29 protein-coding genes are annotated in these 24,855 nt (G+C 59.8%); 4 read left to right on the top strand and 25 right to left on the bottom strand.

Annotated elements, in window-relative coordinates:
* Positions 1-10: 10 nt before the first annotated feature.
* From rplF to rpsL, 21 genes are all read right to left on the bottom strand, one after another.
* On the bottom strand, positions 11-544 hold the full coding sequence (gene rplF, locus BUA69_RS04195) for a 50S ribosomal protein L6 (protein ID WP_046136752.1): 534 nt from the start codon (positions 542-544) through the stop codon (positions 11-13).
* Positions 545-583: 39 nt separating this feature from the next.
* Entirely contained in the window at positions 584-982 is a 399-nt protein-coding gene (rpsH, locus tag BUA69_RS04190) for a 30S ribosomal protein S8 (RefSeq protein ID WP_046136751.1), read from the bottom strand.
* Positions 983-995: 13 nt separating this feature from the next.
* Positions 996-1,301 (bottom strand): 30S ribosomal protein S14, encoded by a 306-nt coding sequence (gene rpsN, locus BUA69_RS04185; protein WP_046136750.1) that lies wholly within the window; start codon positions 1,299-1,301, stop codon positions 996-998.
* Between the two features lie 30 nt (positions 1,302-1,331).
* On the bottom strand, positions 1,332-1,889 hold the full coding sequence (gene rplE / locus BUA69_RS04180; protein WP_052950734.1) for a 50S ribosomal protein L5: 558 nt from the start codon (positions 1,887-1,889) through the stop codon (positions 1,332-1,334).
* Positions 1,882-2,193: a 50S ribosomal protein L24 gene (gene rplX, locus BUA69_RS04175; protein ID WP_046136749.1), complete on the bottom strand. Its 312-nt coding sequence runs from the start codon at positions 2,191-2,193 to the stop codon at positions 1,882-1,884. The genes rplE and rplX overlap by 8 nt, the downstream gene beginning before the upstream one ends.
* The gene (gene rplN, locus BUA69_RS04170) at positions 2,193-2,561 is read right to left on the bottom strand and encodes a 50S ribosomal protein L14 (RefSeq protein ID WP_035102635.1); all 369 of its coding nucleotides are present in this window, start codon (positions 2,559-2,561) and stop codon (positions 2,193-2,195) included. The genes rplX and rplN overlap by 1 nt, the downstream gene beginning before the upstream one ends.
* A gap of 67 nt (positions 2,562-2,628) precedes the next feature.
* Positions 2,629-2,862, bottom strand: a complete 234-nt coding sequence (rpsQ, locus tag BUA69_RS04165; protein ID WP_046136748.1) for a 30S ribosomal protein S17 — start codon at positions 2,860-2,862, stop codon at positions 2,629-2,631.
* 12 nt (positions 2,863-2,874) lie between these two features.
* Complete coding sequence (rpmC, locus tag BUA69_RS04160) at positions 2,875-3,069, bottom strand: 50S ribosomal protein L29 (protein ID WP_046136747.1); 195 nt, start codon at positions 3,067-3,069, stop codon at positions 2,875-2,877.
* An 11-nt stretch (positions 3,070-3,080) separates the two neighbouring features.
* The gene (gene rplP / locus BUA69_RS04155; RefSeq protein ID WP_046136746.1) at positions 3,081-3,494 is read right to left on the bottom strand and encodes a 50S ribosomal protein L16; all 414 of its coding nucleotides are present in this window, start codon (positions 3,492-3,494) and stop codon (positions 3,081-3,083) included.
* A gap of 15 nt (positions 3,495-3,509) precedes the next feature.
* Positions 3,510-4,250, bottom strand: a complete 741-nt coding sequence (rpsC, locus tag BUA69_RS04150) for a 30S ribosomal protein S3 (RefSeq protein ID WP_046136745.1) — start codon at positions 4,248-4,250, stop codon at positions 3,510-3,512.
* Positions 4,250-4,630: a 50S ribosomal protein L22 gene (gene rplV / locus BUA69_RS04145; RefSeq protein ID WP_046136744.1), complete on the bottom strand. Its 381-nt coding sequence runs from the start codon at positions 4,628-4,630 to the stop codon at positions 4,250-4,252. Before rplV ends, rpsC begins: the two co-directional genes overlap by 1 nt.
* A gap of 1 nt (position 4,631) precedes the next feature.
* On the bottom strand, positions 4,632-4,910 hold the full coding sequence (gene rpsS / locus BUA69_RS04140; RefSeq protein WP_046136743.1) for a 30S ribosomal protein S19: 279 nt from the start codon (positions 4,908-4,910) through the stop codon (positions 4,632-4,634).
* A 3-nt stretch (positions 4,911-4,913) separates the two neighbouring features.
* Entirely contained in the window at positions 4,914-5,753 is an 840-nt protein-coding gene (rplB, locus tag BUA69_RS04135; protein ID WP_046136742.1) for a 50S ribosomal protein L2, read from the bottom strand.
* Positions 5,754-5,770: 17 nt separating this feature from the next.
* Positions 5,771-6,064 carry a 50S ribosomal protein L23 gene (locus BUA69_RS04130; RefSeq protein ID WP_046136741.1) on the bottom strand — a complete coding sequence of 98 codons (294 nt, stop codon included), beginning with the start codon at positions 6,062-6,064 and terminating at the stop codon, positions 5,771-5,773.
* The gene (gene rplD, locus BUA69_RS04125; protein ID WP_046136740.1) at positions 6,061-6,681 is read right to left on the bottom strand and encodes a 50S ribosomal protein L4; all 621 of its coding nucleotides are present in this window, start codon (positions 6,679-6,681) and stop codon (positions 6,061-6,063) included. The genes BUA69_RS04130 and rplD overlap by 4 nt, the downstream gene beginning before the upstream one ends.
* Positions 6,682-7,383 (bottom strand): 50S ribosomal protein L3, encoded by a 702-nt coding sequence (rplC, locus tag BUA69_RS04120; protein ID WP_046136739.1) that lies wholly within the window; start codon positions 7,381-7,383, stop codon positions 6,682-6,684. It lies immediately after the preceding gene.
* Between the two features lie 86 nt (positions 7,384-7,469).
* Entirely contained in the window at positions 7,470-7,778 is a 309-nt protein-coding gene (gene rpsJ, locus BUA69_RS04115) for a 30S ribosomal protein S10 (RefSeq protein WP_046136738.1), read from the bottom strand.
* Positions 7,779-7,843: 65 nt separating this feature from the next.
* Positions 7,844-9,034, bottom strand: a complete 1,191-nt coding sequence (gene tuf / locus BUA69_RS04110; RefSeq protein ID WP_046136737.1) for an elongation factor Tu — start codon at positions 9,032-9,034, stop codon at positions 7,844-7,846.
* Between the two features lie 53 nt (positions 9,035-9,087).
* The gene (fusA, locus tag BUA69_RS04105) at positions 9,088-11,178 is read right to left on the bottom strand and encodes an elongation factor G (protein WP_046136736.1); all 2,091 of its coding nucleotides are present in this window, start codon (positions 11,176-11,178) and stop codon (positions 9,088-9,090) included.
* 12 nt (positions 11,179-11,190) lie between these two features.
* On the bottom strand, positions 11,191-11,661 hold the full coding sequence (rpsG, locus tag BUA69_RS04100) for a 30S ribosomal protein S7 (RefSeq protein WP_046136735.1): 471 nt from the start codon (positions 11,659-11,661) through the stop codon (positions 11,191-11,193).
* Positions 11,662-11,673: 12 nt separating this feature from the next.
* A complete protein-coding gene (rpsL, locus tag BUA69_RS04095) occupies positions 11,674-12,045 on the bottom strand; it encodes a 30S ribosomal protein S12 (protein WP_046136734.1) in 372 nt (123 codons plus the stop codon).
* Positions 12,046-12,543: 498 nt separating this feature from the next.
* On the opposite strand from rpsL, the gene BUA69_RS04090 reads away from it, so the two are divergent.
* From BUA69_RS04090 to BUA69_RS04075, 4 genes are all read left to right on the top strand, one after another.
* Entirely contained in the window at positions 12,544-13,011 is a 468-nt protein-coding gene (locus tag BUA69_RS04090) for a YbjN domain-containing protein (RefSeq protein WP_046136733.1), read from the top strand.
* A gap of 193 nt (positions 13,012-13,204) precedes the next feature.
* Complete coding sequence (locus BUA69_RS04085; RefSeq protein ID WP_046136732.1) at positions 13,205-13,759, top strand: hypothetical protein; 555 nt, start codon at positions 13,205-13,207, stop codon at positions 13,757-13,759.
* Positions 13,749-14,393: a GNAT family N-acetyltransferase gene (locus tag BUA69_RS04080; protein WP_046136731.1), complete on the top strand. Its 645-nt coding sequence runs from the start codon at positions 13,749-13,751 to the stop codon at positions 14,391-14,393. Before BUA69_RS04085 ends, BUA69_RS04080 begins: the two co-directional genes overlap by 11 nt.
* Positions 14,377-14,952, top strand: coding sequence for a TetR/AcrR family transcriptional regulator (locus tag BUA69_RS04075; RefSeq protein WP_052950733.1), 576 nt, complete (start codon positions 14,377-14,379; stop codon positions 14,950-14,952). Before BUA69_RS04080 ends, BUA69_RS04075 begins: the two co-directional genes overlap by 17 nt.
* 102 nt (positions 14,953-15,054) lie before the next feature.
* Here BUA69_RS04075 and rpoC read toward each other — a convergent pair whose 3' ends face one another.
* From rpoC to rplJ, 4 genes are all read right to left on the bottom strand, one after another.
* Positions 15,055-19,263 (bottom strand): DNA-directed RNA polymerase subunit beta', encoded by a 4,209-nt coding sequence (gene rpoC, locus BUA69_RS04070; RefSeq protein ID WP_046136730.1) that lies wholly within the window; start codon positions 19,261-19,263, stop codon positions 15,055-15,057.
* Between the two features lie 78 nt (positions 19,264-19,341).
* Positions 19,342-23,484: a DNA-directed RNA polymerase subunit beta gene (gene rpoB / locus BUA69_RS04065; RefSeq protein ID WP_046136729.1), complete on the bottom strand. Its 4,143-nt coding sequence runs from the start codon at positions 23,482-23,484 to the stop codon at positions 19,342-19,344.
* A gap of 350 nt (positions 23,485-23,834) precedes the next feature.
* Positions 23,835-24,203, bottom strand: a complete 369-nt coding sequence (rplL, locus tag BUA69_RS04060) for a 50S ribosomal protein L7/L12 (protein ID WP_046136728.1) — start codon at positions 24,201-24,203, stop codon at positions 23,835-23,837.
* A 65-nt stretch (positions 24,204-24,268) separates the two neighbouring features.
* Complete coding sequence (gene rplJ, locus BUA69_RS04055) at positions 24,269-24,790, bottom strand: 50S ribosomal protein L10 (protein WP_046136727.1); 522 nt, start codon at positions 24,788-24,790, stop codon at positions 24,269-24,271.
* Positions 24,791-24,855 lie beyond the last annotated feature (65 nt).

Genomic DNA, 24,855 nt, shown 5'->3' with positions numbered 1-24,855 from the left:
CAGGCGCTCCTTACTTCTTCTTGCCTTCTTTGCGGAAGACGAACTCGCCCGCATAACGTACACCCTTGCCCTTGTAGGGCTCGGGCGGACGCCAGCCGCGAATATTCGCCGCAACTTGGCCGACCTGCTGCTTGTCGATACCGGTGATGACGATTTCCGTCGGCACTGGGACAGCGAGCGTGATTCCCTTGGGGGCTTCATAGATCACTTCGTGGCTAAACCCAAGCGAGAGCTTGATGTCCTTGCCCTGCATGGCGGCGCGATAACCAACGCCCTGGATTGCCAGCTTGCGTTCGAAACCGGCGCTGACGCCAGTGACCATGTTCTGGATCAGGGCACGGGTAGTGCCCCATGCCGCACGGGCAAACCGTGAGTCGTTCGCCGGCGACACGACGATACCCTCGTCGGTCTGCTCGACATTGATGGCTTCCATGAGCTGGATGCTCAGTTCGCCCTTGGGCCCCTTTGCGGAAACGGTACGACCATTGATCGTAACCGTAACCCCGCTGACCGGTGCAACCGGCTGTTTGCCTGTACGTGACATGCGTAGTTATCCTTGAGTAATCGTCTTACCACGCCTTCCTTAGAAGACGCGGCAGAGTACCTCGCCGCCGACATTGGCAGCCTTAGCTTCGTGGTCCGCCATCACACCCTTGGGCGTGGAGAGGATCGATACGCCCAGGCCATTGGCGACCTGGGGAATATTCTTGACCGATGCATACACGCGACGGCCGGGACGCGAAACGCGCTCGATCGTGCGGATGACCGGATCGCTGTCCGAGTACTTGAGTTCGATTTCGTACTCGGCAGCACCGTTCTCGAACTTGGTCTCCGAGTAGCCGCGGATGAAACCCTCGGACTGGAGAACGTCCAGCACGCGACCGCGAAGGGTCGAGGCTGGGGTCGAAACGGAGTTCTTGCGACGCATCTGCGCATTGCGGATGCGGGTCAGCATATCACCGATAGGATCTGAAAAGCTCATGTCTAACGTCTCCTTACCAGCTCGACTTGACCAGGCCCGGGATCTGACCCAGGTTGCCCAACTGGCGCAGCGCGATACGGCTCAGCTTCAGCTTGCGGTAATAGCCACGGGGACGACCCGAGACTTCACAGCGGTTACGGACGCGCACCGGTGCCGAGTTACGCGGCAGTTCGGCGAGCTTGAGCTGGGCGCCAAAGCGCACATCCATGGAAGCCGACTGGTCCTTGGAGAGCGCCTTGAGCGCAGCACGCTTGGCGGCGAACCGCTTTGCGAGCGCAGCACGCTTGTTGTTCTTAACGATGGAGCTGGTCTTGGCCATGTCCTGATCCTTATGCCTTCCCCTGCCCGCTTATTTGCGGAAAGGGAAGTTGAAAGCCTTGAGAAGCGCGCGCGCTTCATCATCCGTCTTGGCCGTCGTGCAAACCACGATGTCCATGCCCCAGACCTGATCAACCTGGTCGTAGTTGATTTCCGGGAAAATGATGTGTTCCTTGATGCCCATGGCATAGTTGCCACGACCGTCGAAGGAATTCGGGTTCAGACCACGGAAGTCACGAACGCGCGGCAGTGCGATGTTCACCAGGCGATCAAGGAATTCATACATGCGCTGCTTGCGCAGTGTGACCTTGACGCCAAGCGGCATGTCTTCGCGGACCTTGAAGCCAGCGATCGACTTGCGAGCATGGGTGATGACCGGCTTCTGACCAGCGATCTTTTCCAGATCGGCAGCAGCGGACTTGACCTTCTTGGTGTCGTTGACGGCTTCGCCAACGCCCATGTTCAGCACAATCTTGTCAAGCCGCGGCAGCTGCATGACGTTCGTGTAGCCGAACTCCTCGGTGAGCGCCTTCTTGATCGACTCATCATAGTCGATGCGAAGGCGAGGAATGTAAACGGTCTCAGCCATCGATCACGTCTCCGGTGCTCTTGGCGACGCGCGTCTTGACGCCGTCCTTGATCTGGAAACCGACGCGGGTGGCCTTGCCATCCTTGTCAGCGAGCGCGAGGTTCGACAGATGGATCGGCGCTTCTTTAGTGAAGATGCCGGCATCGGTCGACGCGGTCTGCTTGGTGTGGCGACGGACAAGGTTGATACCCTGCACCAGTGCCTTGGTTTCGGTCGGGATGACCGAAAGGACCAGGCCGGTTTTGCCCTTGTCCTTGCCGGTCAGGACGACGACCTTGTCGCCCTTCTTAATCTTGGCAGCCATTACAGCACCTCTGGTGCAAGCGAGATGATCTTCATGTGGTTCTTGGCGCGAAGCTCGCGCGGAACCGGTCCGAAGATACGGGTGCCGATCGGCTCTTTCTGATTGTTGATCAGAACCGCGGCGTTCTTGTCGAAACGGATCACCGTGCCATCAGGGCGACGGATATCGAAAGCGGTACGAACGACGACCGCTTTCATAACCTGACCCTTTTTAACGCGGCCGCGCGGGATCGCGTCCTTGACCGACACCACGATGATGTCGCCAACGGAAGCGTACTTGCGATGCGAGCCGCCCAGCACCTTGATGCACATGACGCGACGCGCGCCGGAATTATCCGCGACGTCGAGATTTGATTGCATCTGAATCATGACTGGATGCCTTCTTGTTAAACCGACCCGCCGTCCCCGGCTCGCCGACCTTAAATCCTAAATTCGTTTACGCCGACGGAACAAGCGTCCAACGCTTGTTCTTCGAGATCGGAGCGCATTCCTCGATCCACACGATCTGGCCGACCTTGGCCACATTGGCCTCGTCGTGAGCGTGATACTTCTTGGACCGGCGCACGGTCTTCTTCATCACCGGATGCGTGAAACGGCGCTCAACGCGCACCACGACCGTCTTCTCATTGGCGTCGGAGACAACAGTCCCCTGTAGAACGCGCTTTGGCATGGTCGCGGCTCCTTACTTTGCTGCGTTCTTTTCGCCGAGGATCGTCTTGATCCGCGCGATGTCGCGGCGGACCTTCTTCACCTGGCCTGGCGATTCGAGCTGCTGGGTAGCACGCTGGAAGCGCAAGTTGAACTGTTCTTTCTTGAGGTCGACGAGCTGATCCTTCAGTTCGTCTGCGGTCTTGGCCCGCACATCACTGGCTTTCATCGCTCGTGTCCTTAGTCGGCAATGCGGGTAACAACCCGCGTCATGATCGGGAGCTTCATCGCGCCGAGGCGCAGAGCTTCCTTGGCAACGTCCTCGGGGACGCCGTCGATTTCGAATACAATGCGGCCTGGCTTAACGCGGGCAGCCCACAATTCGACCGAACCCTTGCCCTTACCCATACGAACTTCAGTCGGCTTCTTGGACACCGGAAGGTCTGGGAAAATACGGATCCAGACACGGCCCTGGCGCTTCATTTCGCGGGTGATCGCGCGGCGAGCCGCTTCGATCTGGCGAGCAGTTACGCGCTCGGGTTCGGTTGCCTTGAGAGCATACTGGCCGAATGCAAGCTCAGTGCCGCCCTTGGCAACGCCATGGATACGGCCCTTATGGGCTTTGCGGAACTTTGTCTTCTTAGGTTGCAGCATAATGAACTAACTTTCTTATGCGCGTTCGCGGTCGCGATCGCCACGCTCACGACGTGGTTCACGTTCAGCACGCTGGCCGCCCTGATCTGCACCTTCCGTCGCACGGCGCTCATGCGCAGTGGGATCGTGCTCGAGGACTTCGCCTTTGAAAATCCAGACCTTGATACCGATGATGCCGTAGGTCGTCGCGGCTTCAGCTGTACCGTAGTCGATATCCGCACGCAGGGTGTGCAGCGGGACGCGACCCTCGCGGTACCATTCGGTACGAGCGATGTCGGCGCCACCGAGACGGCCACCAACATTGACGCGGATACCACCGGCGCCCATGCGGATCGCGGTCTGCACAGCACGCTTCATGGCGCGACGGAATGCCACACGGCGTTCCAGCTGCTGGGCGATGCCCTGGGCAACCAAAGTCGCATCGGTTTCCGGCTTGCGCACTTCAACGATGTTGATGTGCACTTCGCTGTCGGTGAACTTCTTCACCTTGGCGCGGATCTTGTCGATGTCTGCGCCCTTCTTGCCGATCACGATACCCGGACGGGCAGTGTGGATCGACACGCGGCACTTGCGGTGCGGACGTTCGATGACGACCTTGGAGACCGCTGCGGCCTTGAGGTCTTCGAGCAGCATGGTGCGGATCTTCAGGTCTTCCTGAAGCAGCGTACCATATTCGCCCTTATTGGCGTACCAACGGCTGTCCCACGTACGGTTGATACCGAGGCGGAAGCCGATTGGATTGATCTTCTGGCCCATTATGCGGCCTCCTCAACTTGCCGAACGATGATCGTCAGATGCGCGAACGGCTTCTGGATCTGCGACGAACGGCCACGGCCACGAGCGGTAAACCGCTTCATGACGAGCGAATTGCCCACAAAGGCTTCGGCAACGACGAGAGCGTCGGTATCGAGACCGTGGTTGTTTTCGGCGTTGGCAATGGCGCTCTCGAGCACCTTCTTCACCTGGCCGGAAATACGCTTGTGGCTGAATTCGAGTTCGGCCAGAGCCTTCTCGACCTTCTTGCCACGGATCAGCTGGGCCAGAAGGTTGAGCTTCTGAGGGCTGATGCGCAGCATGCGCAGCACAGCCTTGGCCTCGTTGTCCGCAAGCGCGCGCTGGGTTTTTGGCTTGCCCATTTTACTTCCTCTTGGCCTTCTTGTCGGCCGCATGACCGTAATAGGTACGGGTCGGTGCGAATTCGCCGAACTTGTGACCGATCATGTCCTCGGTCACGTTGACCGGGATATGCTTGTGGCCATTGTGAACGCCGAAGGTGATACCCACGAACTGCGGCAGGATGGTCGAGCGACGGCTCCAGATCTTGACCACATCGTTGCGGCCTGACGTCTGGGCCTTCTCGGCCTTCTTGAGCATGTAGCCGTCGACAAACGGCCCCTTCCAGATTGAACGGGTCATGGCTTACCTGCCCTTCTTCACGTGACGGCTGCGAACGATGAACTTGTCCGTTGCCTTGTTGCTGCGCGTCTTCTTGCCCTTGGTCGGCTTGCCCCAGGGCGTAACCGGATGACGGCCACCCGAAGTACGGCCTTCACCACCACCATGCGGGTGGTCGATCGGGTTCATGGTCACGCCGCGGTTGACGGGCTTGCGGCCCAACCAGCGCGAACGACCAGCCTTGCCAAGCGAAGTGTTCGAGTGGTCCTGGTTCGAGACGGCACCGACGGTTGCAAGGCAGGTGCCATGCACGCGGCGCTGCTCGCCCGAGTTCAGGCGAAGGATCGCCCAACCCTGGTCACGACCGACATACTGGGCATACGCACCAGCCGAACGGGCGACCTGGCCACCCTTGCGGGGCTTCAGCTCGATATTGTGGACGATCGTACCGACCGGCATACGCTCGAGTGGCATGGAATTGCCGGGCTTCACGTCGACGGTCTGCATCGAGGAGATGACCTTGTCGCCGGCAGCAAGACGCTGCGGTGCGATGATGTAGGCCTTCTCGCCGTCTTCGTAGATCACCAGGGCGATGAATGCGGTCCGGTTGGGATCGTACTCAAGACGCTCGACGGTGCCAACCATGTCAAACTTGACACGCTTGAAGTCGACCATGCGATAGGTGCGCTTGTGACCACCACCACGGTGGAACGCAGTGATGCGACCACGGTTGTTACGGCCACCGGACTTGCTGAGGCCCTGGGTCAAAGTCTTGACCGGAGCGCCCTTCCAGAGTTCCGACCGATCGGTCGTGATCAGCTGACGACGACCTTCGGAAGTTGGGTTGTAAGTTTTAAGAGCCATTTTTTGTCTCTATTCCCTTAGAGGCCGGTCGAAATATCGATCGACTGGCCGTCGACGAGGGTAACAACAGCCTTCTTGACGTCATTGCGGACGCCGATCTTGCCGCGGAAGCGCTTCACCTTGCCCTTGCGGACCAGGGTGTTCACTGCCTTGACCTTGACCGAGAACAGCTGCTCGACGGCAGCCTTGATCTCGGGCTTGCTGGCATCGATAGCCACGTCGAAAACGACCTGGTTGTTCTCCGAGGCCATCGTCGACTTTTCAGTCACGACGGGGTTACGGACGATGTCATAAGCGCTGAGCTTGTTCATGCGAACCTCGCTTCCAGCGCTTCGAGCGCTGCCTTGGTCAGGACGAGCTTTTCGCGCTTCAGGATCGACACAACGTTGATCCCCTGCACCGGCAGCACGTCGATATGCGGGATGTTGCGGGCAGCCAGAGCAAAGTTCTGGTCGACAGCAGCACCATCGATGATCAGCGCATTCAACCAGTCCAGCTTGCCGAAGGTGACGCGCAGGGCGGCAGTCTTCGGAGCCTTGGTGGCAACGCTGTCCAGCACGATCAGCTCACCGGCTGCGGCCTTGGCCGACAGGGCATGCTTGAGTGCCAGGGCGCGAACCTTCTTGGGAAGGTCGATAGCGTGGCTGCGCGGGGTCGGACCGAATGCACGGCCACCACCACGGAACTGGGGAGCCTTGCGATCGCCGTGACGGGCGCCGCCCGAACCCTTCTGCTTCACGAACTTCTTGCCCGTGCGCACGCCTTCCGAACGATTCTTGACGTCGTGCGTACCAGACATTGCCTTGAGCTGCTGATAACGAACCATGCGGTGCAGGATGTCCTGACGGACTTCCAGACCGAAGATGTCATCTGCAAGTTCAATCTTGCCGGCAGACTTGCCGTCGAGAGATGTAACCTGGAGTTCCATTTACTTCGCTTCCCCCGCAACGTCTGCAGCGGCCTTGAACGAACCTGGGAAGGCAGCGTTCTTGGGAGCAGGCTTCTTTACGGCGTCTTTAATCATGATCCAGGCGCCCTTGGACCCTGGGACCGAACCCTGGACCATGATCAGCCCGCGTTCCACGTCGGTCTTGACGACCGTGAGGTTCTGCGTGGTGATGCGACGATCGCCCATGTGGCCAGGCATCTTCTTGTTCTTGAAGGTCTTGCCCGGGTCCTGACGGCCACCGGTCGAACCGATCGAACGGTGCGAAACCGACACGCCGTGGGTAGCCCGCAGACCGCCAAAGTTCCAGCGCTTCATGCCGCCGGCGAAACCCTTACCAATCGAGGTGCCGGTGACATCCACCAGCTGGCCTTCGACAAAGTGGTCAGCCTGCAGCTGCGCGCCGACCTCGATGAGGTTCTCGGCGTCGACGCGGAATTCCGCGACGTGGCGCTTGGGCTCCACCTTGGCAACGGCGAACTGGCCGCGCTCTGCCTTGGTCGTGTTCTTAACCTTGGCCTGCCCTGCGCCCAATTGCAGCGCGACATAGCCGTCTTTTTCCGACGTCCGCTGGCCTACCACCTGGCAGTTCTGCAGCCCGAGCACCGTAACGGGCACATGGGCGCCGTCATCAGTGAAAATGCGGGTCATGCCCAGCTTCTGTGCGATCAAACCAGAACGCATCGGTTGTTACCTTTTCTAATTGGCACTGGACCGGGTCATTGTGTCCCAAGAGGACCCTTTGGATGGTCAGCGCGAAAACTTAGTCTTTAGAGCTTGATTTCGACGTCGACGCCGGCGGCGAGATCGAGCTTCATCAGTGCATCAACCGTCTGGGGAGTCGGATCCACAATGTCCAGGAGACGCTTGTGGGTACGAATCTCGAACTGCTCGCGTGCCTTCTTATCGATATGCGGCGAGCGGTTCACGGTAAATTTCTCAATTCGCGTCGGCAGCGGGATCGGACCACGGACCTGAGCACCGGTGCGCTTCGCCGTCGAGACGATTTCGCGGGTGGATGCATCGAGGACGCGATGGTCAAAGGCCTTGAGCCGGATGCGAATATTTTGACCGTTCATCTTGTAAATCCTGACATCAATGATCGTGGCGCGCGCACATCGCGCGCCACGAAGTCATTCGCTTCTTACTTAAGGATCTTCGCCACGACGCCGGCGCCGACGGTGCGGCCACCTTCACGGATAGCGAAGCGGAGCTTCTCTTCCATGGCGATCGGAACGATGAGCTGAACGTTCATGTTGATATTGTCGCCCGGCATAACCATTTCCGTGCCTTCAGGCAAGGTCACAATGCCAGTCACGTCCGTGGTACGGAAGTAGAACTGCGGACGGTAGTTGCCGAAGAACGGAGTGTGACGACCGCCTTCTTCCTTGGTGAGGATATAGGCCTCAGCAACGAAGTCGGTGTGCGGGGTCACGGAGCCGGGCTTGCAGAGAACCTGACCGCGCTCAACCTGAGTACGATCGATACCGCGGATCAGTGCGCCAACGTTGTCGCCAGCCTGGCCCGAGTCGAGCAGCTTGCGGAACATTTCAACACCGGTAACGGTGGTCTTCTGGGTTGGCTTGATGCCGACGATTTCGACTTCTTCACCAACCTTGACGATACCGCGCTCAACGCGACCGGTAACCACGGTGCCGCGACCCGAGATCGAGAACACGTCTTCGATCGGCAGCAGGAACGGCAGGTCAACCGGACGTTCTGGCTGCGGGATGTACGCGTCAACAGCAGCCATCAGCTCGAGAACGGCATCGTGGCCGAGCTTCTTGTCGCTGTCTTCGAGAGCGGCCAGAGCCGAACCCTTGATGACCGGGATGTCGTCGCCGGGGAATTCGTACGAGCTCAGGAGCTCGCGGACTTCCAGCTCGACGAGCTCGAGCAGTTCCGGATCGTCGACCATGTCGCACTTGTTCAGGAACACGACCAGCGCCGGAACGCCAACCTGACGGGCCAGCAGGATGTGCTCGCGGGTCTGGGGCATCGGGCCGTCGGCAGCCGACACGACCAGGATCGCGCCGTCCATCTGGGCAGCACCGGTGATCATGTTCTTCACATAGTCGGCGTGGCCCGGGCAATCGACGTGAGCATAGTGACGGTTAGCCGTCTCGTACTCGACGTGCGAGGTGTTGATGGTGATCCCGCGTGCCTTTTCTTCAGGCGCGCTATCGATCGACGCATAGTCCTTGAACTGCGCGCCACCGGCTTCCGCCAGAACCTTGGTGATCGCTGCGGTCAGCGAGGTCTTGCCATGGTCGACGTGACCGATGGTGCCGATGTTGCAGTGAGGCTTATTGCGGGAAAACTTTTCCTTGCCCATCGCTTCTCTCCGTATTCGTTAGCCTGCGGCCAACCTTGAGTTTCAGTTTCTAATTAGGCGTATTTGGCCTGGACTTCGTCAGCGACTGCCTGCGGGACCTGCTCGTAGTGGTCGAACGACATCGAGTACTGTGCACGGCCCTGGCTCATCGAGCGGAGGGAGTTCACGTAGCCGAACATGTTCGCGAGCGGAACGTAGGCATTCACGACCTGGAGGACGCCACGGCTTTCAGTGCCGTGGATCTGACCGCGCCGGGAATTCAGGTCGCCGATGACATCGCCCATGTAATCGTCAGGCGTTGTAACTTCAACCTTCATGATCGGCTCGAGGATCTTCGGGGCTGCCTTGCGGAGAGCCTCGTTGAAACCGGCACGACCGGCGATTTCGAACGCCAGCACCGAGGAGTCGACGTCGTGGTAAGCGCCTTCGGTCAACGTCACCTTGACGTCCACGATCGGGAACCCGATCAACGGACCAGCCGACATGACCGACTTCACGCCCTTCTCGACACCCGGGACGTATTCCTTGGGCACCGAACCGCCGACGACGGCGTTGACGAAAGTGAGACCCGTGCCGACTTCACCAGGCTCGACAGTGAGCTTGACGCGAGCGAACTGGCCCGAACCACCCGACTGCTTCTTGTGGGTATAGTCCACATCGGCCTTCTTGGTGATCGTCTCACGATAAGCCACCTGCGGCTGACCGATATTGGCTTCGACCTTGAACTCGCGACGCATACGGTCGACGAGAATGTCGAGGTGAAGTTCACCCATGCCCGAGATGATGGTCTGGCCGGATTCTTCGTCGGTCTTGACGCGGAAGCTTGGATCTTCGGCAGCAAGGCGATTGAGCGCGAGGCCCATCTTTTCCTGGTCAGCCTTGGACTTCGGCTCCACCGAGATGTCGATAACCGGCTCTGGGAAGATCATGCGCTCAAGGATAACCGGCGAGGAGCCAACGCAGAGCGTGTCACCCGTGGTGGTGTCCTTGAGGCCAACGATAGCGACGATGTCGCCAGCATAGGCTTCCGTGATCTGCTCGCGGCTATTGGCGTGCATCTGGAACAGGCGACCGATACGCTCGCGCTTTTCCTTGACGGTGTTCTCAAGCATGTCGCCCTGCGACAGCTTGCCCGAATAGATGCGGCAGAAGGTCAGCGAGCCCATATGCGGGTCGTTGGCAATCTTGAAGGCCAGCATCGACAGCGGCTCGCTGTCATCGGCGTGACGCTCGATCGGCGCTTCCGTACGGGCATCGATGCCCTGGATAGCCGGGATGTCAGCCGGGGACGGCAGATAGTCGACAACGCCATCGAGCAGGGGCTGAACGCCCTTGTTCTTGAAGGCCGAGCCGGCAAACACCGGGAAGAACTTCACATCGCAGGTGCCGCGACGCAGCAGGCGACGGATGGTCTCGTTGTTCGGCACTTCACCGTTGAGATAGGCTTCCATGGCAGCGTCGTCGACTTCAACGGCAGCCTCAACGAGCAGCTCACGATACTTCGCAGCCGATTCCTTGAGGTCTTCCGGGATCTCGACGACATCCCACTGGGCACCGAGCTCTTCGTTGCGCCAGACGATGGCGTTCATCTCGATCAGATCGACAACGCCCTTGAACTCGCTTTCAGCGCCGATCGGCAGCTGAACAACGACGGCCTTGGCACCCAGACGAGTGGCAACCATCTCGACGCAGCGATAGAAATCGGCGCCGATCTTGTCCATCTTGTTGACGAAGATGAGACGCGGAACGTTGTACTTGTCGGCCTGGCGCCAGACGGTTTCCGTCTGCGGCTCAACACCGGCATTCGCATCCATCAGCGCAACGGCACCGTCAAGCACGCGCAGCGAACGCTCGACTTCAATGGTGAAGTCAACGTGGCCGGGGGTGTCGATGATGTTGAAGCGGTGCTGAGTGCCGTCGCGACCCTTCCAGAAGGTCGTGGTCGCTGCGGACGTGATCGTGATGCCGCGTTCCTGCTCCTGCTCCATCCAGTCCATGGTGGCGGCGCCGTCATGGACTTCGCCGATCTTATGGGACTTGCCGGTGTAGTAGAGGATACGTTCGGTCGTCGTCGTCTTGCCAGCATCGATGTGAGCCATGATGCCGAAGTTACGGTAGTGATCGATTGCGTAATCGCGTGCCATTTTAAGCTCCAACTACCAGCGGTAGTGCGAGAAGGCACGGTTGGCATCAGCCATACGGTGCGTATCTTCGCGCTTCTTGACGGCCTGGCCGCGACCGTTGAGAGCATCCATGAGCTCGCCCGACAGGCGTTCACGCATGGTGTTCTCACCGCGCTTGCGGGCAGACTCGATCAGCCAGCGAATGGCCAGGGCCTGCTGACGATCGGTACGGACTTCAACCGGAACCTGGTAGGTGGCACCGCCGACGCGGCGCGACCGGACTTCAACCGACGGGCGGATGTTGTCGAGAGCGGTATGGAACACCGTGATCGGGTCCTGCTTGCTCTTGGCTTCCACGATGTCGAAGGCACCGTAAACGATGCTCTCTGCGGCCGACTTCTTGCCGTCCTTCATCAGGGAGTTCATGAATTTGGTAAGGACGAGATCGCCGAACTTTGCGTCCGGAATAACGTCACGCTTCTCTGCGCGGTGGCGACGGGACATGACTCTATCTCCTTACTTCGGACGCTTCGCGCCGTACTTCGAACGGCGCTGCTTGCGGTCCTTCACGCTCTGCGTGTCGAGGACACCGCGGAGCACGTGGTAGCGGACACCGGGAAGGTCGCGAACACGACCGCCGCGGATAAGCACGACAGAGTGCTCCTGCAGGTTATGGCCTTCGCCCGGAATGTACGAGATCACTTCGCGGGAGTTGGTCAGGCGAACCTTCGCAACCTTACGCAGAGCCGAGTTCGGCTTCTTCGGAGTGGTCGTATAGACACGTGAGCAAACGCCGCGCTTCTGCGGGTTGGCTTCCATCGCCGGAACTTTGTTCCGCTTTGGCTTGCTGGCGCGTGGTTTGCGGATCAGCTGATTAATGGTGGGCATTGAGCTCTTTCCATCGTCCAAATACGTTTCGATCACAACACAGCAAACCAAAACGGCGCTCGCTCGTGACCCAAAGGGAACGGCGGCGCCTTAATTGCAGCGGATCGGCGCCCGATTAAGGGGACGATCATGCGCACAAGGATTTACTACGTCTATCTACCCGACAGTGTGTTTGAGTGTCCTGGGTTCCCGCACAAGATGGCAGGTCCCCGAAGCGACATTCACGACCGACCGCTAAGGTAGCTGCTGTTTAGTGCCGGCGACTCGATGCGTCAAGGATTCTTTCGTGAAAAACTGCATAGCCCCCTTGCATTGAGCAGCAATCTTTAACCTTGGCGGGGAAACCGCCAGCAAAGCCTTCCCCTGCCCTGCGGGCTACTTGGCCGCGACCTGCTTTTGACTCCCGGGCGGGTTGGAAACACCTTGCCGTGTGTCTAAGAGCGCCTCAACGTCCAGTGACGGGCGACTCGCCAACAGAATCGGAGCAAGGGAAACAAGATGAAGCTGCAGACGATATTGACCGCCGGCGCCCTGGCGGTTGCCCTCACCGCATCGGCTCACGGTCAGAGCCTGTTGACCGGCGCCGACGTGGACGAAGTGCTGAACGCCGCCCGCGGCTACGGTTCGGCCACCCTGACCACCCAGTCCAATGGTGATCCGCACATCTCGGGCAAGATGAACGGCATCAGCTATCAGGTGTATTTCCGCAATTGCACCGACCACACCAATTGCGAGGACCTGAACTTCTATCTCGGCTTCCTCGATATCAAACCGACGCTCGAGGTCATCAATGACTGGAACTTCAACAAGCGTTTCAGCCGAGCTTATCTCGACAGCGACAACGATGCCTGCGTCGAGATGGACCTGGACCTCGCTGTTGGCGTCACCGCCGAATATCTCGACTCCACCTTTGGCCTCTGGAGCCTGGTCGTCTCTCAATATGCCGAGCATGTCGGCTACAACTAGTCGAGCCTGAAGGCGTCGGGGGCCGTTGCGCCCCTGACAACCGCCATTGCCTATTGCGCGTCTTGGCGCACTCCCTCCCCATCCAGACCTACGCACACAGCGAGCAGGCGCCGCTTCCTCGAGCGCCGCCACGTTGACAGGCCTTGTGACCCCAGCATACATACCGACCGGTCGGTTTTTATTGAGGATCACGATGGCTATTCCAATCCCCCACTTCCTGCATGACGTCTTTGGCACCAGCCAGACCCCATTTCAGTTGGCGGCAATTATCGCGTTCGGGCTGGCGGTTCCCGTCGCACTCGCATTGCAGGCGCCCGACCTTCTTGCCAGCCTTCCACCCTGGCGGCTGGTGCTGGCCGGTCTGATCATTGCCGATATCGCCGCAGGCTGCGTGGCCAATCTCACCCGGTCCACCAACGACTTCTATGCAGTCCGTCCTCGGAACCGCTGGGTCTTTATCGCAATCCACGGTCACATCGTGGCAACCGCCCTGCTCCTCGGCGCCGACCTGATGGCCTCCATCGCCATCTGGGCCTTCACCATTGCCGGGGCCGTGATCGTCAACCTGCTGAAGCGCCAGCAGGACCAGGTTTTCGTCGCGGGTCTGCTGTTGGCAATCGGTTTGACCGGCATCGCACTTTGGCCAGGAATGACGCAGCCGATGATCTGCATCGGGGCCCTGTTCATGCTCAAGGTGTTGGTGCACTTCGCCGTGGACCATTCGCGGGACAGCCGCAATGTCGCCTGACCGGCCCTCCCCTATTATCCGGGATCTGACGTCCGCCGATCGTCTCGATTTTATCGACTTGATGCGCGATGCATTTGTAGCCGATCCACTGTTCCTGCTCGCCTTTCACCGTGATCGCTATCACCAGCAAACCGCAAGCTTCCTATCCTTCATGTTCGACATGATCGGCATTCTCAAAGGACGACGCCGGGGCGCCTTCGTGAATGGTCAATTGGTCGGCTGCTCGCTGCTGGAACTGCCCCGTTCGGATGGCCCGTTTGGCATGCTCCGGGTCGGCCTGCGGTTTCTGCCCGTGGCCTTCAAGCTGGCCGGTCCGGCTACGCGATTGCTCAATGACTATATGCGCTACACGCGTGCTGCCGCGCCAACCCGCCCCCACCATTACCTCTGCATGGTCGGCATTGCACGCAACCGGCAAGGGATGGGCCTTGGCAAGGCACTGGTGCAGGACGCGATTGCCATCGCGGACGCAGACAGGGGCTCGGTCGGCCTGGCGCTCGACACCGAAACTCCCGACAATGTCTCGCGTTACCAACGCTGGGGATTCGAACTGGTGGCACAGGTGGATCTGGGTAAGGTGGAGGCTTACTGCATGTTGCGAGCAAACCGGGGTGCCGATGAAGGAAACGCGTGACACCATTATCGAGCACGCCTTTAGCCTGTTCATGGAACGCGGCTATGACAGCGCGAGCCTGGCCGACATCGTCAAGGCCAGCGGGCTGTCAAAGGGGGCCGTGTATCATCATTTCCGCGACAAGCAGGAATTGCACGATGCCGCCATCGAGCACTTCTTCCTGCGTTTCTTCGGCGCCGGCACGTCCGCGCCATCCCCAGATGAGTCCCTGGCGGCGGTTCTGGACGATCTCGTGGCAGGCTATGAACGCCTTCTGCTGTCCGTCGCAACGGTCACGCCCGACCAGAATGCCTACTACCGGTTTCTGTTCTCCATCCTCCCCAAGGTGCGTGTGACCCTGCAGGAAGCGATCGCCGCGACACGGGCGCGACTGACCCAGGCGGCGCGAAACGATCAGAATGCCGGCCTGCTCGCCATGGCGCACAAACCGGAAGATGTGGCTGACCAGTGTCTTGCGATGATCGAGGGAACCGGGCTGCTCGCGACCCTTGAAGGCAGAACCGACGCGCCCGACGCCATGCGGCGCATGCTTGGCGGCTATCGCGCCAGCCTGCAATAGCCCGGGACGGCGCAGGCGACACGCCGCCGGCTTTACAATCGAACGACCCAATAAAAAGGGGGCCTTGCGGCCCCCTTTTCTGAACTTGTGATGTCCCCTGGCCTATTCGACCGGGGTTTCCGCCACTGCGCGGGCCTTGGGCGCCGGGATCGCGGCGGTGTTTGCCTGGCGGCGACGCTCTTCGAGAATGAGGTCGTCGCGCTTGGTCGCGATCAGCTTGGCCGAGGAGATGCCCGCACCGGTACCGGCTGGGATCAGGCGGCCGACGATGACGTTCTCCTTGAGACCTTCGAGCAGATCGGCCTTGCCGGAAACCGCTGCTTCCGTGAGGACGCGGGTGGTTTCCTGGAACGAAGCAGCCGACACGAACGAACGCGTCTGCAGCGATGCCTTGGTGATGCCGAGCAGCACCGGATTGGCAGTCGCCGGCTTCTTGCCGTCGGCAACGAGCTGGTCGTTGAGCTCGTCGAAGTCCAGCTTGTCGAGCTGCTCGTCCTTGAGCAGGCCGGTATCGCCTGGATCCACGATCTCGACCTTCTGCAGCATCTGGCGAACGATCACCTCGATGTGCTTGTCGTTGATCAACACGCCCTGCAGACGATAGACCTCCTGGATTTCATTGACGAGGTAACGAGCAAGCTCTTCCACGCCCTTGATTGCCAGAATGTCATGCGGTGCCGGGTTGCCGTCGAGGATGTATTCGCCCTTCTCGATGGTGTCGCCTTCCTGCAGGTGGAAAGGCTTGCCCTTCGGGATCAGGTACTCGACCGCATCGCCGTTTTCGTCATGCGGCTTGATGATGACGCGACGCTTGTTCTTGTAGTCGCGACCGAAGCCGATGATGCCGTCGATCTCGGCGATGATGGCGTGATCCTTGGGACGACGTGCCTCGAACAGCTCCGCCACGCGCGGCAGACCGCCCGTGATGTCCTTGGTCTTGGCCGATTCCAGCGGGATACGGGCCAGCACGTCACCGGGCGAGACCTTCTCGCCTGGCTCCACGTTGAGCACGGCATCCACGCTCAGCAGGTAGCGCGCTTCGCCACCACGATCGACCTTCACCACCGAACCCGAGCGGGCGATGGCCAGGGCAGGACGAAGACCTTCGCCGCGCTGGTTGGTCCGCCAGTCGATGACAACGCGCTTGGTGAAGCCCGTTGCTTCGTCGGTGTTTTCCGCAACCGATGCACCGTCCACCAGGTCCTCGAACACCACTTCACCCTCGACTTCGGCGAGGATTGGACGGGTGTAGGGGTCCCATTCGGCCAGACGCTGGCCGCGGCGGACTTCGTCGCCTTCCTTGACCAGCAGCTTGGAGCCATAGGTCACGCGATGGACCGTACGTTCCTTGCCTTCGGCATCCAGGATCGCCAGCGACACGTTACGGGCCATGACCACGAGCTTGTCGCCCGCAACCTTGACGACGTTCGGATTGCGGATGGTCACCTTGCCTTCAGCGCCGGACTCGAGGAACGAGCTATCGACCACCTGAGCCGTGCCACCGATGTGGAACGTGCGCATGGTGAGCTGAGTGCCCGGCTCGCCGATCGACTGAGCGGCAATAACGCCAACGGCTTCACCCATATTGACGGGTGTACCGCGGGCCAGGTCACGGCCGTAGCAGGCCGCGCAGGTACCCTGGCGCATGTCGCAAGTCAGTGGCGAACGAATACGGATCGACTGGATCCGTGCTTCTTCGATGATGTCGACATGCTTTTCTTCGAGCAGGGTGCCCTTGGCAGCGATCAGGTCGCCGGTCAGCGGATGATTGATATCATCTGCAGCCGTACGGCCCAGCACGCGCTGGCCAATGGATGCCACGATCTGGCCCGCATCGACGATCGGCTCCATGGTCAGGCCGCGCTCGGTACCACAATCGGTGGCAACGATGATCGCGTCCTGCGCCACGTCGACGAGACGACGGGTCAGGTAACCCGAGTTCGCAGTCTTCAGCGCCGTATCCGCCAGACCCTTACGGGCACCGTGGGTGGAGTTGAAGTACTCGAGAACGTTCAGGCCTTCCTTGAAGTTAGCCGTGATCGGGGTCTCGATGATCGAGCCGTCCGGACGCGCCATCAGGCCGCGCATACCAGCAAGCTGCTTCATCTGGGCCGGTGAACCACGAGCGCCGGAGTGGCTCATCATGTAAACCGAGTTGATCGGCTTCTGGCGCTTGCTTTCCTCATTGATCTGAACGGCAGCAATGCCCTTCATCATCTCTTCGGCAACCTTGTCGCCACACTTGGCCCAGGCGTCGACCACCTTGTTGTACTTTTCGCCCTGAGTGATCAGGCCGTCATTGTACTGCTGCTCGAATTCCTCGACCTGCTTGCGAGCCGCTTCCACGATCGCATACTTGGTCGGCGGAATGACCATGTCGTCCTTGCCGAACGAGATGCCGGCCTTGCACGCATGGGTGAAGCCCAGCTGCATGACACGGTCACAGAAAATGACCGTCTCCTTCTGACCGCAACCACGGTAAACCGTGTCGATCATCTTGGAGATCATCTTCTTGGTCATCAGCTGGTTGGCAGTCGCGAACGGAACCGCGGCATGCTTGGGCAGAATCTGGCCGATGATCATGCGGCCCGGAGTCGTTTCCACGATCTCGGTGACCTGCTCGCCCTTGTCGTTGAACGACACGACGCGGCCCTTGATCTTGGTGTGCATGGTGACGATGCCGTTATAGAGCGCGTGCTCCAGCTCGCCCATCGAGGAGAACATCATCCCCTCGCCCGGCTCGTTATCGTTCATCAGCGACAGGTGATAGAGACCCAACACGATGTCCTGGCTCGGCACGATGATCGGCTGGCCGTTGGCAGGATGCAGGATGTTGTTGGTCGACATCATCAGCACGCGCGCTTCCAGCTGCGCTTCGAGCGACAGCGGAACGTGAACGGCCATCTGGTCACCGTCGAAGTCGGCGTTGAAAGCCGAGCAGACGAGCGGGTGCAGCTGGATTGCCTTGCCTTCAATCAGAATGGGCTCGAACGCCTGGATGCCAAGACGGTGAAGCGTCGGCGCACGGTTCAGCAGAACCGGGTGCTCGCGGATCACTTCGTCCAGGATATCCCAAACCTCGGGCTTTTCCTTCTCGACCAGCTTCTTGGCCTGCTTGACGGTCGAAGAGAAACCCTTCGCTTCAAGACGGCTGTAGATGAACGGCTTGAACAGCTCGAGCGCCATCTTCTTGGGCAGGCCGCACTGGTGCAGCTTCAGGTTCGGACCCACGGTGATGACCGAACGGCCCGAATAGTCGACGCGCTTACCCAGAAGGTTCTGGCGGAAGCGGCCCTGCTTGCCCTTGAGCATGTCGGACAGCGACTTCAGCGGACGCTTGTTGGCACCGGTGATGGTGCGGCCACGGCGGCCGTTGTCGAACAGCGCGTCAACAGCTTCCTGCAGCATGCGCTTTTCGTTGCGGATGATGATGTCCGGAGCGCGCAGCTCGATCAGGCGCTTCAACCGGTTGTTGCGGTTGATGACGCGACGATAGAGGTCGTTCAGATCGGACGTGGCGAAGCGGCCACCATCGAGCGGCACCAGCGGGCGCAGTTCGGGCGGGATCACCGGAATGATCGTCATGATCATCCATTCGGGCTTGTTGCCCGAAACGATGAACTGCTCAACGATCTTCAAGCGCTTGGCGAGCTTCTTGGGCTTAAGTTCAGTGGTGGACTCAGCAATTTCCACGCGCAGGTCAGCAGCGATCTTCTCCAGCTCGAGACCGAGCAGGATGTCGCGGATAGCCTCGGCGCCGATCTTGGCGGTGAAGCTGTCGGCACCATATTCGTCCTGGGCGTCGAGGAACTGCTCTTCGGTCAGCAGCTCAAGCTGGCTGAACGGGGTCAGGCCGGCGTCGAGCACGACGTAGTTTTCGAAGTACAGGATGCGCTCGATGTCCTTGAGCGTCATGTCGAGCAGCAGCGCGATGCGCGACGGCAGGGACTTCAGGAACCAGATATGGGCAACCGGAGCGGCCAGTTCGATATGGCCCATGCGCTCGCGGCGAACGCGAGACAGGGTGACTTCCACACCGCACTTTTCGCAGATGACGCCCTTGAACTTCATGCGCTTGTACTTGCCGCACAGGCACTCATAGTCCTTCACAGGGCCAAAGATGCGCGCGCAGAACAGGCCGTCACGCTCGGGCTTGAACGTACGATAGTTGATCGTCTCGGGCTTCTTGATCTCGCCGTAGGACCAGGAAAGGATCTTTTCCGGGCTCGCGATCGAGATCTTCATCTGGTCGAAGGTCTGCACCGGAACCGCCGGATTAAACGGGTCCATGACGTGGGAATGATGATTCATCAATTCTCTCCTCTTTCCATCAGGTCCGGGCCGAAGCCCGAACCTTTCCGGAAGTGAATGGGGGTAGGAAGTGCCGGTTTATTCCGCCGCTTCCTGAGGAGGTGCGAGCTCCGCTTCGGCCGGGGCATTCGGATCTTCGATCTCGCGCATGTCCAGTTCGACATTGAGACCGAGCGACCGGATTTCCTTGACCAGAACGTTGAAGCTCTCGGGGATACCCGCTTCGAACGTATCGTCGCCACGCACGATGGCTTCGTAGACCTTGGTACGACCCGCAACGTCGTCCGACTTGATGGTGAGCATTTCCTGGAGCGTATACGCCGCGCCATAGGCCTCGAGAGCCCACACTTCCATCTCGCCGAAGCGCTGACCGCCGAACTGGGCCTTGCCGCCGAGCGGCTGCTGGGTGACCAGCGAGTAAGGACCAATCGAACGGGCGTGGATCTTGTTGTCCACCAGGTGGTCGAGCTTGAGCATGTAGATATACCCAACCGTCACCTGACGATCGAACTGCTCACCGGTACGGCCATCGAACACGGTCGACTGACCCGATGCCTTGAGCCCTGCCCGCTCCAACATCACCACGATGTCGGCTTCCTTGGCGCCGTCGAACACTGGCGTCGCGATCGAAACACCCTTGGAAAGGTGTTCGCCGAGGCGGACCATGCCGTCGTCGTCGAGGTCGGTGATGCTCTCATCACCAGCAAACAGATCCTGAACTTCCAGGCGCAACGGCTTCAGATCGCCATTGCGATGATACGCACGGACCAATTCGTCGATCTTCTTGCCCATGCCGGCGCAAGCCCAGCCCAGGTGAGTCTCGAGAATCTGGCCCACGTTCATGCGCGAAGGCACACCGAGCGGGTTCAGCACGATGTCGACCGAAGTACCGTCTTCAAGGTACGGCATGTCTTCCACGGGAACGATGCGCGAAACCACGCCCTTGTTACCATGGCGGCCGGCCATCTTGTCGCCCGGCTGGATCTTGCGCTTGGTTGCGATGAAGACCTTGACCATCTTCATCACGCCCGGCGGAAGTTCGTCACCGCGCTGCAGCTTGTCGACCTTGTCGATGAAGCGCTGTTCGAGCAGGCGGCGGCTCTCTTCATACTGGGCATGAAGCGCTTCCATCTCGGTCATGACCTTGTCGTCATCGACCGCGAACTGCCACCACTTGGAGCGGGGCTGAGCCTCGAACATCTGGTCATTGAGCTTGGTGCCCACGACATAGCCCTTGGGACCTGCCGTAGCGGCCTTACCGAACAGCATTTCCTTGAGACGCGCATAGACGTTACGGTCGAGGATCGACTGTTCGTCGTCACGGTCCTTGGCCAGGCGTTCGATTTCCTCGCGCTCGATAGCCATGGCGCGCTCGTCCTTGTCGATGCCGTGGCGATTGAACACGCGCACTTCAACAACAGTACCAGCATCGCCCGGCGGCACGCGCAGGGAGGTGTCACGAACGTCGGAGGCCTTCTCGCCGAAGATGGCGCGGAGGAGCTTTTCTTCCGGCGTCATCGGGCTTTCGCCCTTCGGCGTGATCTTGCCGACCAGGATGTCGCCCGGTGCAACTTCCGCACCGATATGGACGATACCGGCTTCGTCGAGGTTCTTCAGCGCTTCTTCCGACACGTTCGGAATGTCGCGGGTGATTTCCTCGGGCCCAAGCTTGGTATCGCGCGCCATCACTTCATATTCCTCGATGTGGATCGAGGTGAAGACGTCCTGCATGGCGATTTTTTCGCTGAGCAGGATGGAGTCTTCGAAGTTGTAGCCATTCCACGGCATGAACGCGACGAGCACGTTGCGGCCCAGAGCCAGATCGCCCAGTTCGGTCGACGGACCGTCGGCGATGATGTCGCCCTGGTTGACGTGATCGCCAACAACCACCAGCGGACGCTGGTTGATGCAGGTCGATTGGTTCGAACGCTGGAACTTCATCAGGTTGTAGATATCGACGCCGGACTTGGAGGCATCGGTCTCTTCGGTGGCGCGAATAACGATACGCGTCGCGTCAACCTGATCGACGATACCCTTGCGCTTGGCAACGATAGCCGCACCCGAGTCACGGGCAACGATGGCTTCCATGCCGGTGCCCACGAACGGCGCTTCGGCACGCAGCAGGGGAACGCCCTGCTTCTGCATGTTCGAGCCCATCAGCGCGCGGTTGGCGTCGTCGTTTTCGAGGAACGGGATCAGCGAAGCCGCAACCGACACCATCTGCTTGGGCGAAACGTCCATCAGATCGACGTTTTCCTTGGGCGTCAGGCCGTTGTCACCAGCGTGGCGGGCGATAACGAGTTCGTCCTCCAGCTCGCCAGTGGCAGTGATCTTCACGTTCGCCTGGGCGACGTAGTGCTTGGCCTCTTCCATGGCGGAAAGGTAGACGACCTCATCGGTCACCTTGCCATTGACGAACTTGCGGTACGGGGTCTCGATGAAACCGTACTTGTTCACGCGGGCATAGGTCGCCAGGTTGTTGATCAGACCGATGTTCGGACCTTCTGGGGTCTCGATCGGGCAGATACGGCCATAATGGGTCGGGTGAACGTCGCGGACTTCAAAGCCGGCACGCTCGCGGGTCAGACCACCAGGCCCAAGCGCCGACAGGCGACGCTTATGGGTGATTTCCGAGAGCGGATTGGTCTGATCCATGAACTGGCTGAGCTGGCTCGAGCCAAAGAATTCACGCACCGCAGCCGCTGCCGGCTTGGCGTTGATCAGGTCCTGCGGCATCACCGTGTCGATTTCGACCGAGCTCATACGCTCCTTGATGGCGCGTTCCATGCGCAGCAGGCCGAGGCGATAGGAGTTTTCCATCAGCTCGCCCACCGAACGCACGCGGCGGTTGCCGAGATTGTCGATGTCGTCGATTTCGCCACGGCCGTCGCGCAGGTCCACCAGGGTCCGCACGACTTCCACGATATCTTCCTTGCGCAGCGTCCGCTGCGTATCGGGGGCATCCAGCTCCAGGCGCATGTTCATCTTGACGCGACCAACAGCCGACAGGTCATAGCGCTCGCTGTCGAAGAACAGCGACTTGAACATGGCTTCGGCAGTGTCGACGGTCGGCGGCTCGCCGGGACGCATGACGCGGTAGATGTCGAACAGCGCGTCTTCGCGGCTCTCGTTCTTGTCGATGGCCAGCGTGTTGCGGATATAGGCGCCAACGCTGATATGGTCGATGTCCAGGATCGGCAGCTCGTCGAAGCCGAGCTCGACCAGCTTGACGAGCAGCTTCTCGTCGATCTCGTCGCCGGCTTCCACGTAGACTTCGCCGGTCTGCATGTTGATCAGATCTTCGGCGATATACATGCCGTACAGGTCTTCATCGACCGCCAGCAGGTGCGTCAGACCGTTCTCGGCCAGCTTCTTGGCCTGGCGAGCCGAGAGCTTCTTGCCGCCTTCATGCACGACGTCGCCGGTCTTGGCGTCGATCAGGTCATGGGTCGGCTTGGCATTGCGCATCTTGTCGGCGTCGTATGGCTTCTGCCAGCCGGATGCGGTCTTCTCGAAGGTCAGCTTGTCGTAGTAGGTCTCGAGGATTTCCTCGGTGTCCATACCCAACGCCTTGAGCAGCGAGGTAACCGGAATCTTGCGGCGGCGGTCGATACGCGCGAACACCACGTCCTTGGCGTCGAATTCGATATCGAGCCAGGAGCCGCGGTAGGGAATGATCCGGCCGGCAAACAGCAGCTTGCCCGACGAGTGGGTCTTGCCCTTGTCGTGGTCGAAGAACACACCAGGCGAACGGTGCATCTGCGAGACGATAACGCGCTCGGTACCATTGACGATGAAGGTGCCGTTCGACGTCATGAAGGGCATGTCGCCCATATAGACGTCCTGCTCCTTGATGTCCTTGACGGAACGGGCGCCGGTTTCTTCGTCCACCTCAAACACGATCAGGCGCAGCGTCACCTTGAGCGGGGCAGCGAACGTGATGTCGCGCGCACGGCACTCATCGATGTCGTACTTGGGCGCCTCGAACTCGTACTTGACGAATTCCAGCGATGCAGTGTTGGAAAAATCGGTGATCGGAAAAACCGAACGGAATACGGACTGCAGCCCCTCGTCAGGACGCCCACCCTTGGGCTCGTCGACGAGAAGAAACTGATCATAGGAGGCCTTCTGGACCTCGATCAGATTGGGCAGCTCCGTGACTTCGCGAATGGACCCGAAGGATTTACGAACCTTGCGGCGGCCGTTGAACGTGGTAGCCATGAAAGCTCCTGTTTCTTTAGCGTTATCTCGGAGGCAGATAACCAAAGAGCCGACTATCAGCCGTCGGATCTCGGGTTATTTGCCCTGTAGAATTCTCAAGCTCGGCGACGCCATGGCACCCTTCCCGAGCCGCAGGAAAGGCAATTGGCACGACAAACGTCAAAAGCCCCATGGCAAAAACCATGAGGTCTATGGAACGTCAGCGTGCCTCAGACATCGAAATCGTCATATGTTCCGCGAATTGGTGCCAGCGACCCATCCAATCGGCCGCGGCGAATCATCTCCAGGAGATGAAGAAGCGAGATGGCACATAACGCGCCATCTCGCAAATTTCAAGTCGAAAGTCGAAATTACTTGAGTTCGACCTTGGCGCCGGCAGCTTCCAGCTTTGCCTTGATGTCGGCAGCTTCGGCCTTCGAAGCGCCTTCCTTGATGGCCTTGGGAGCAGCTTCGACCAGTGCCTTGGCTTCGCCGAGGCCCAGACCGGTGATGGCGCGGACTTCCTTGATGACGTTGATCTTGTTGTCGCCGAACGAGGCGAGGATCACGTCAAATTCGGTCTTTTCTTCAGCGGCAGCAGCCGGAGCGGCAGCAGCAGCGGCAGCGACCGGAGCGGCGGCGGAAACGCCCCACTTTTCTTCCAGCATCTTCGAAAGTTCCGAAGCTTCCAGAACGGTCAGGGCAGACAGGTCGTCTACGATCTTGGCGAGATCAGCCATTTGATAAATCTCTCTTTTTAGGTGTTAGGTTCGAACCATGGATGGCCCAGAATGGGCCGGTAGGGTTACGCTGCTTCGCTGCTCTTTTCCGCATGCGCGGCCAACAGACGGGCGATGCCGCCAGCCGGCGCCACGACGACAGATGCGATACGCGTTGCGGGCTGCTTGAGCATCCCGGCCAGCGTTGCACGCAGTTCGTCGAGCGAAGGCATGGTCGCCAGTGCCTTGACGTTATTCGCGTCAAGAGCGGTCTTGCCCATAGCGCCACCAAGAACGACGTACTTTGCGTTCTTTTCAGCAAACTTCGCCGCAATCTTGGGCGCAGTCATGGGGTCGGCCGCATATGCAATGACGATCGGCCCGGTAAGCAGGGCCGACATGTCCGCATTGTCGGTTTCTTTCAGAGCAAGCTTGGCAAGACGGTTTTTCGCGATCTTTACCTGCCCACCAGCTGCCTTGATGTCCCGGCGAAGGGTTTCAAGGTGAGCCACGGTGAGACCGGTATTCTGCGCGAGGACGATCGATCCAGCGCCCGAGAGGGCTGACTGGAGCGAAGCGACAAGCTCACGCTTTTCCGCTCTTTCCACTGCTAGTCTCCACATTGAGCCCGGCGAAAGACTGCCGGACCATTGCCAATTGCTGCCCTCCTAAC

Source organism: Devosia limi DSM 17137, from assembly GCF_900128975.1.
In the GTDB taxonomy this organism is placed as follows: Bacteria; Pseudomonadota; Alphaproteobacteria; order Rhizobiales; family Devosiaceae; genus Devosia; species Devosia limi.
This window is presented reverse-complemented; position numbering and strand designations above follow the sequence as displayed.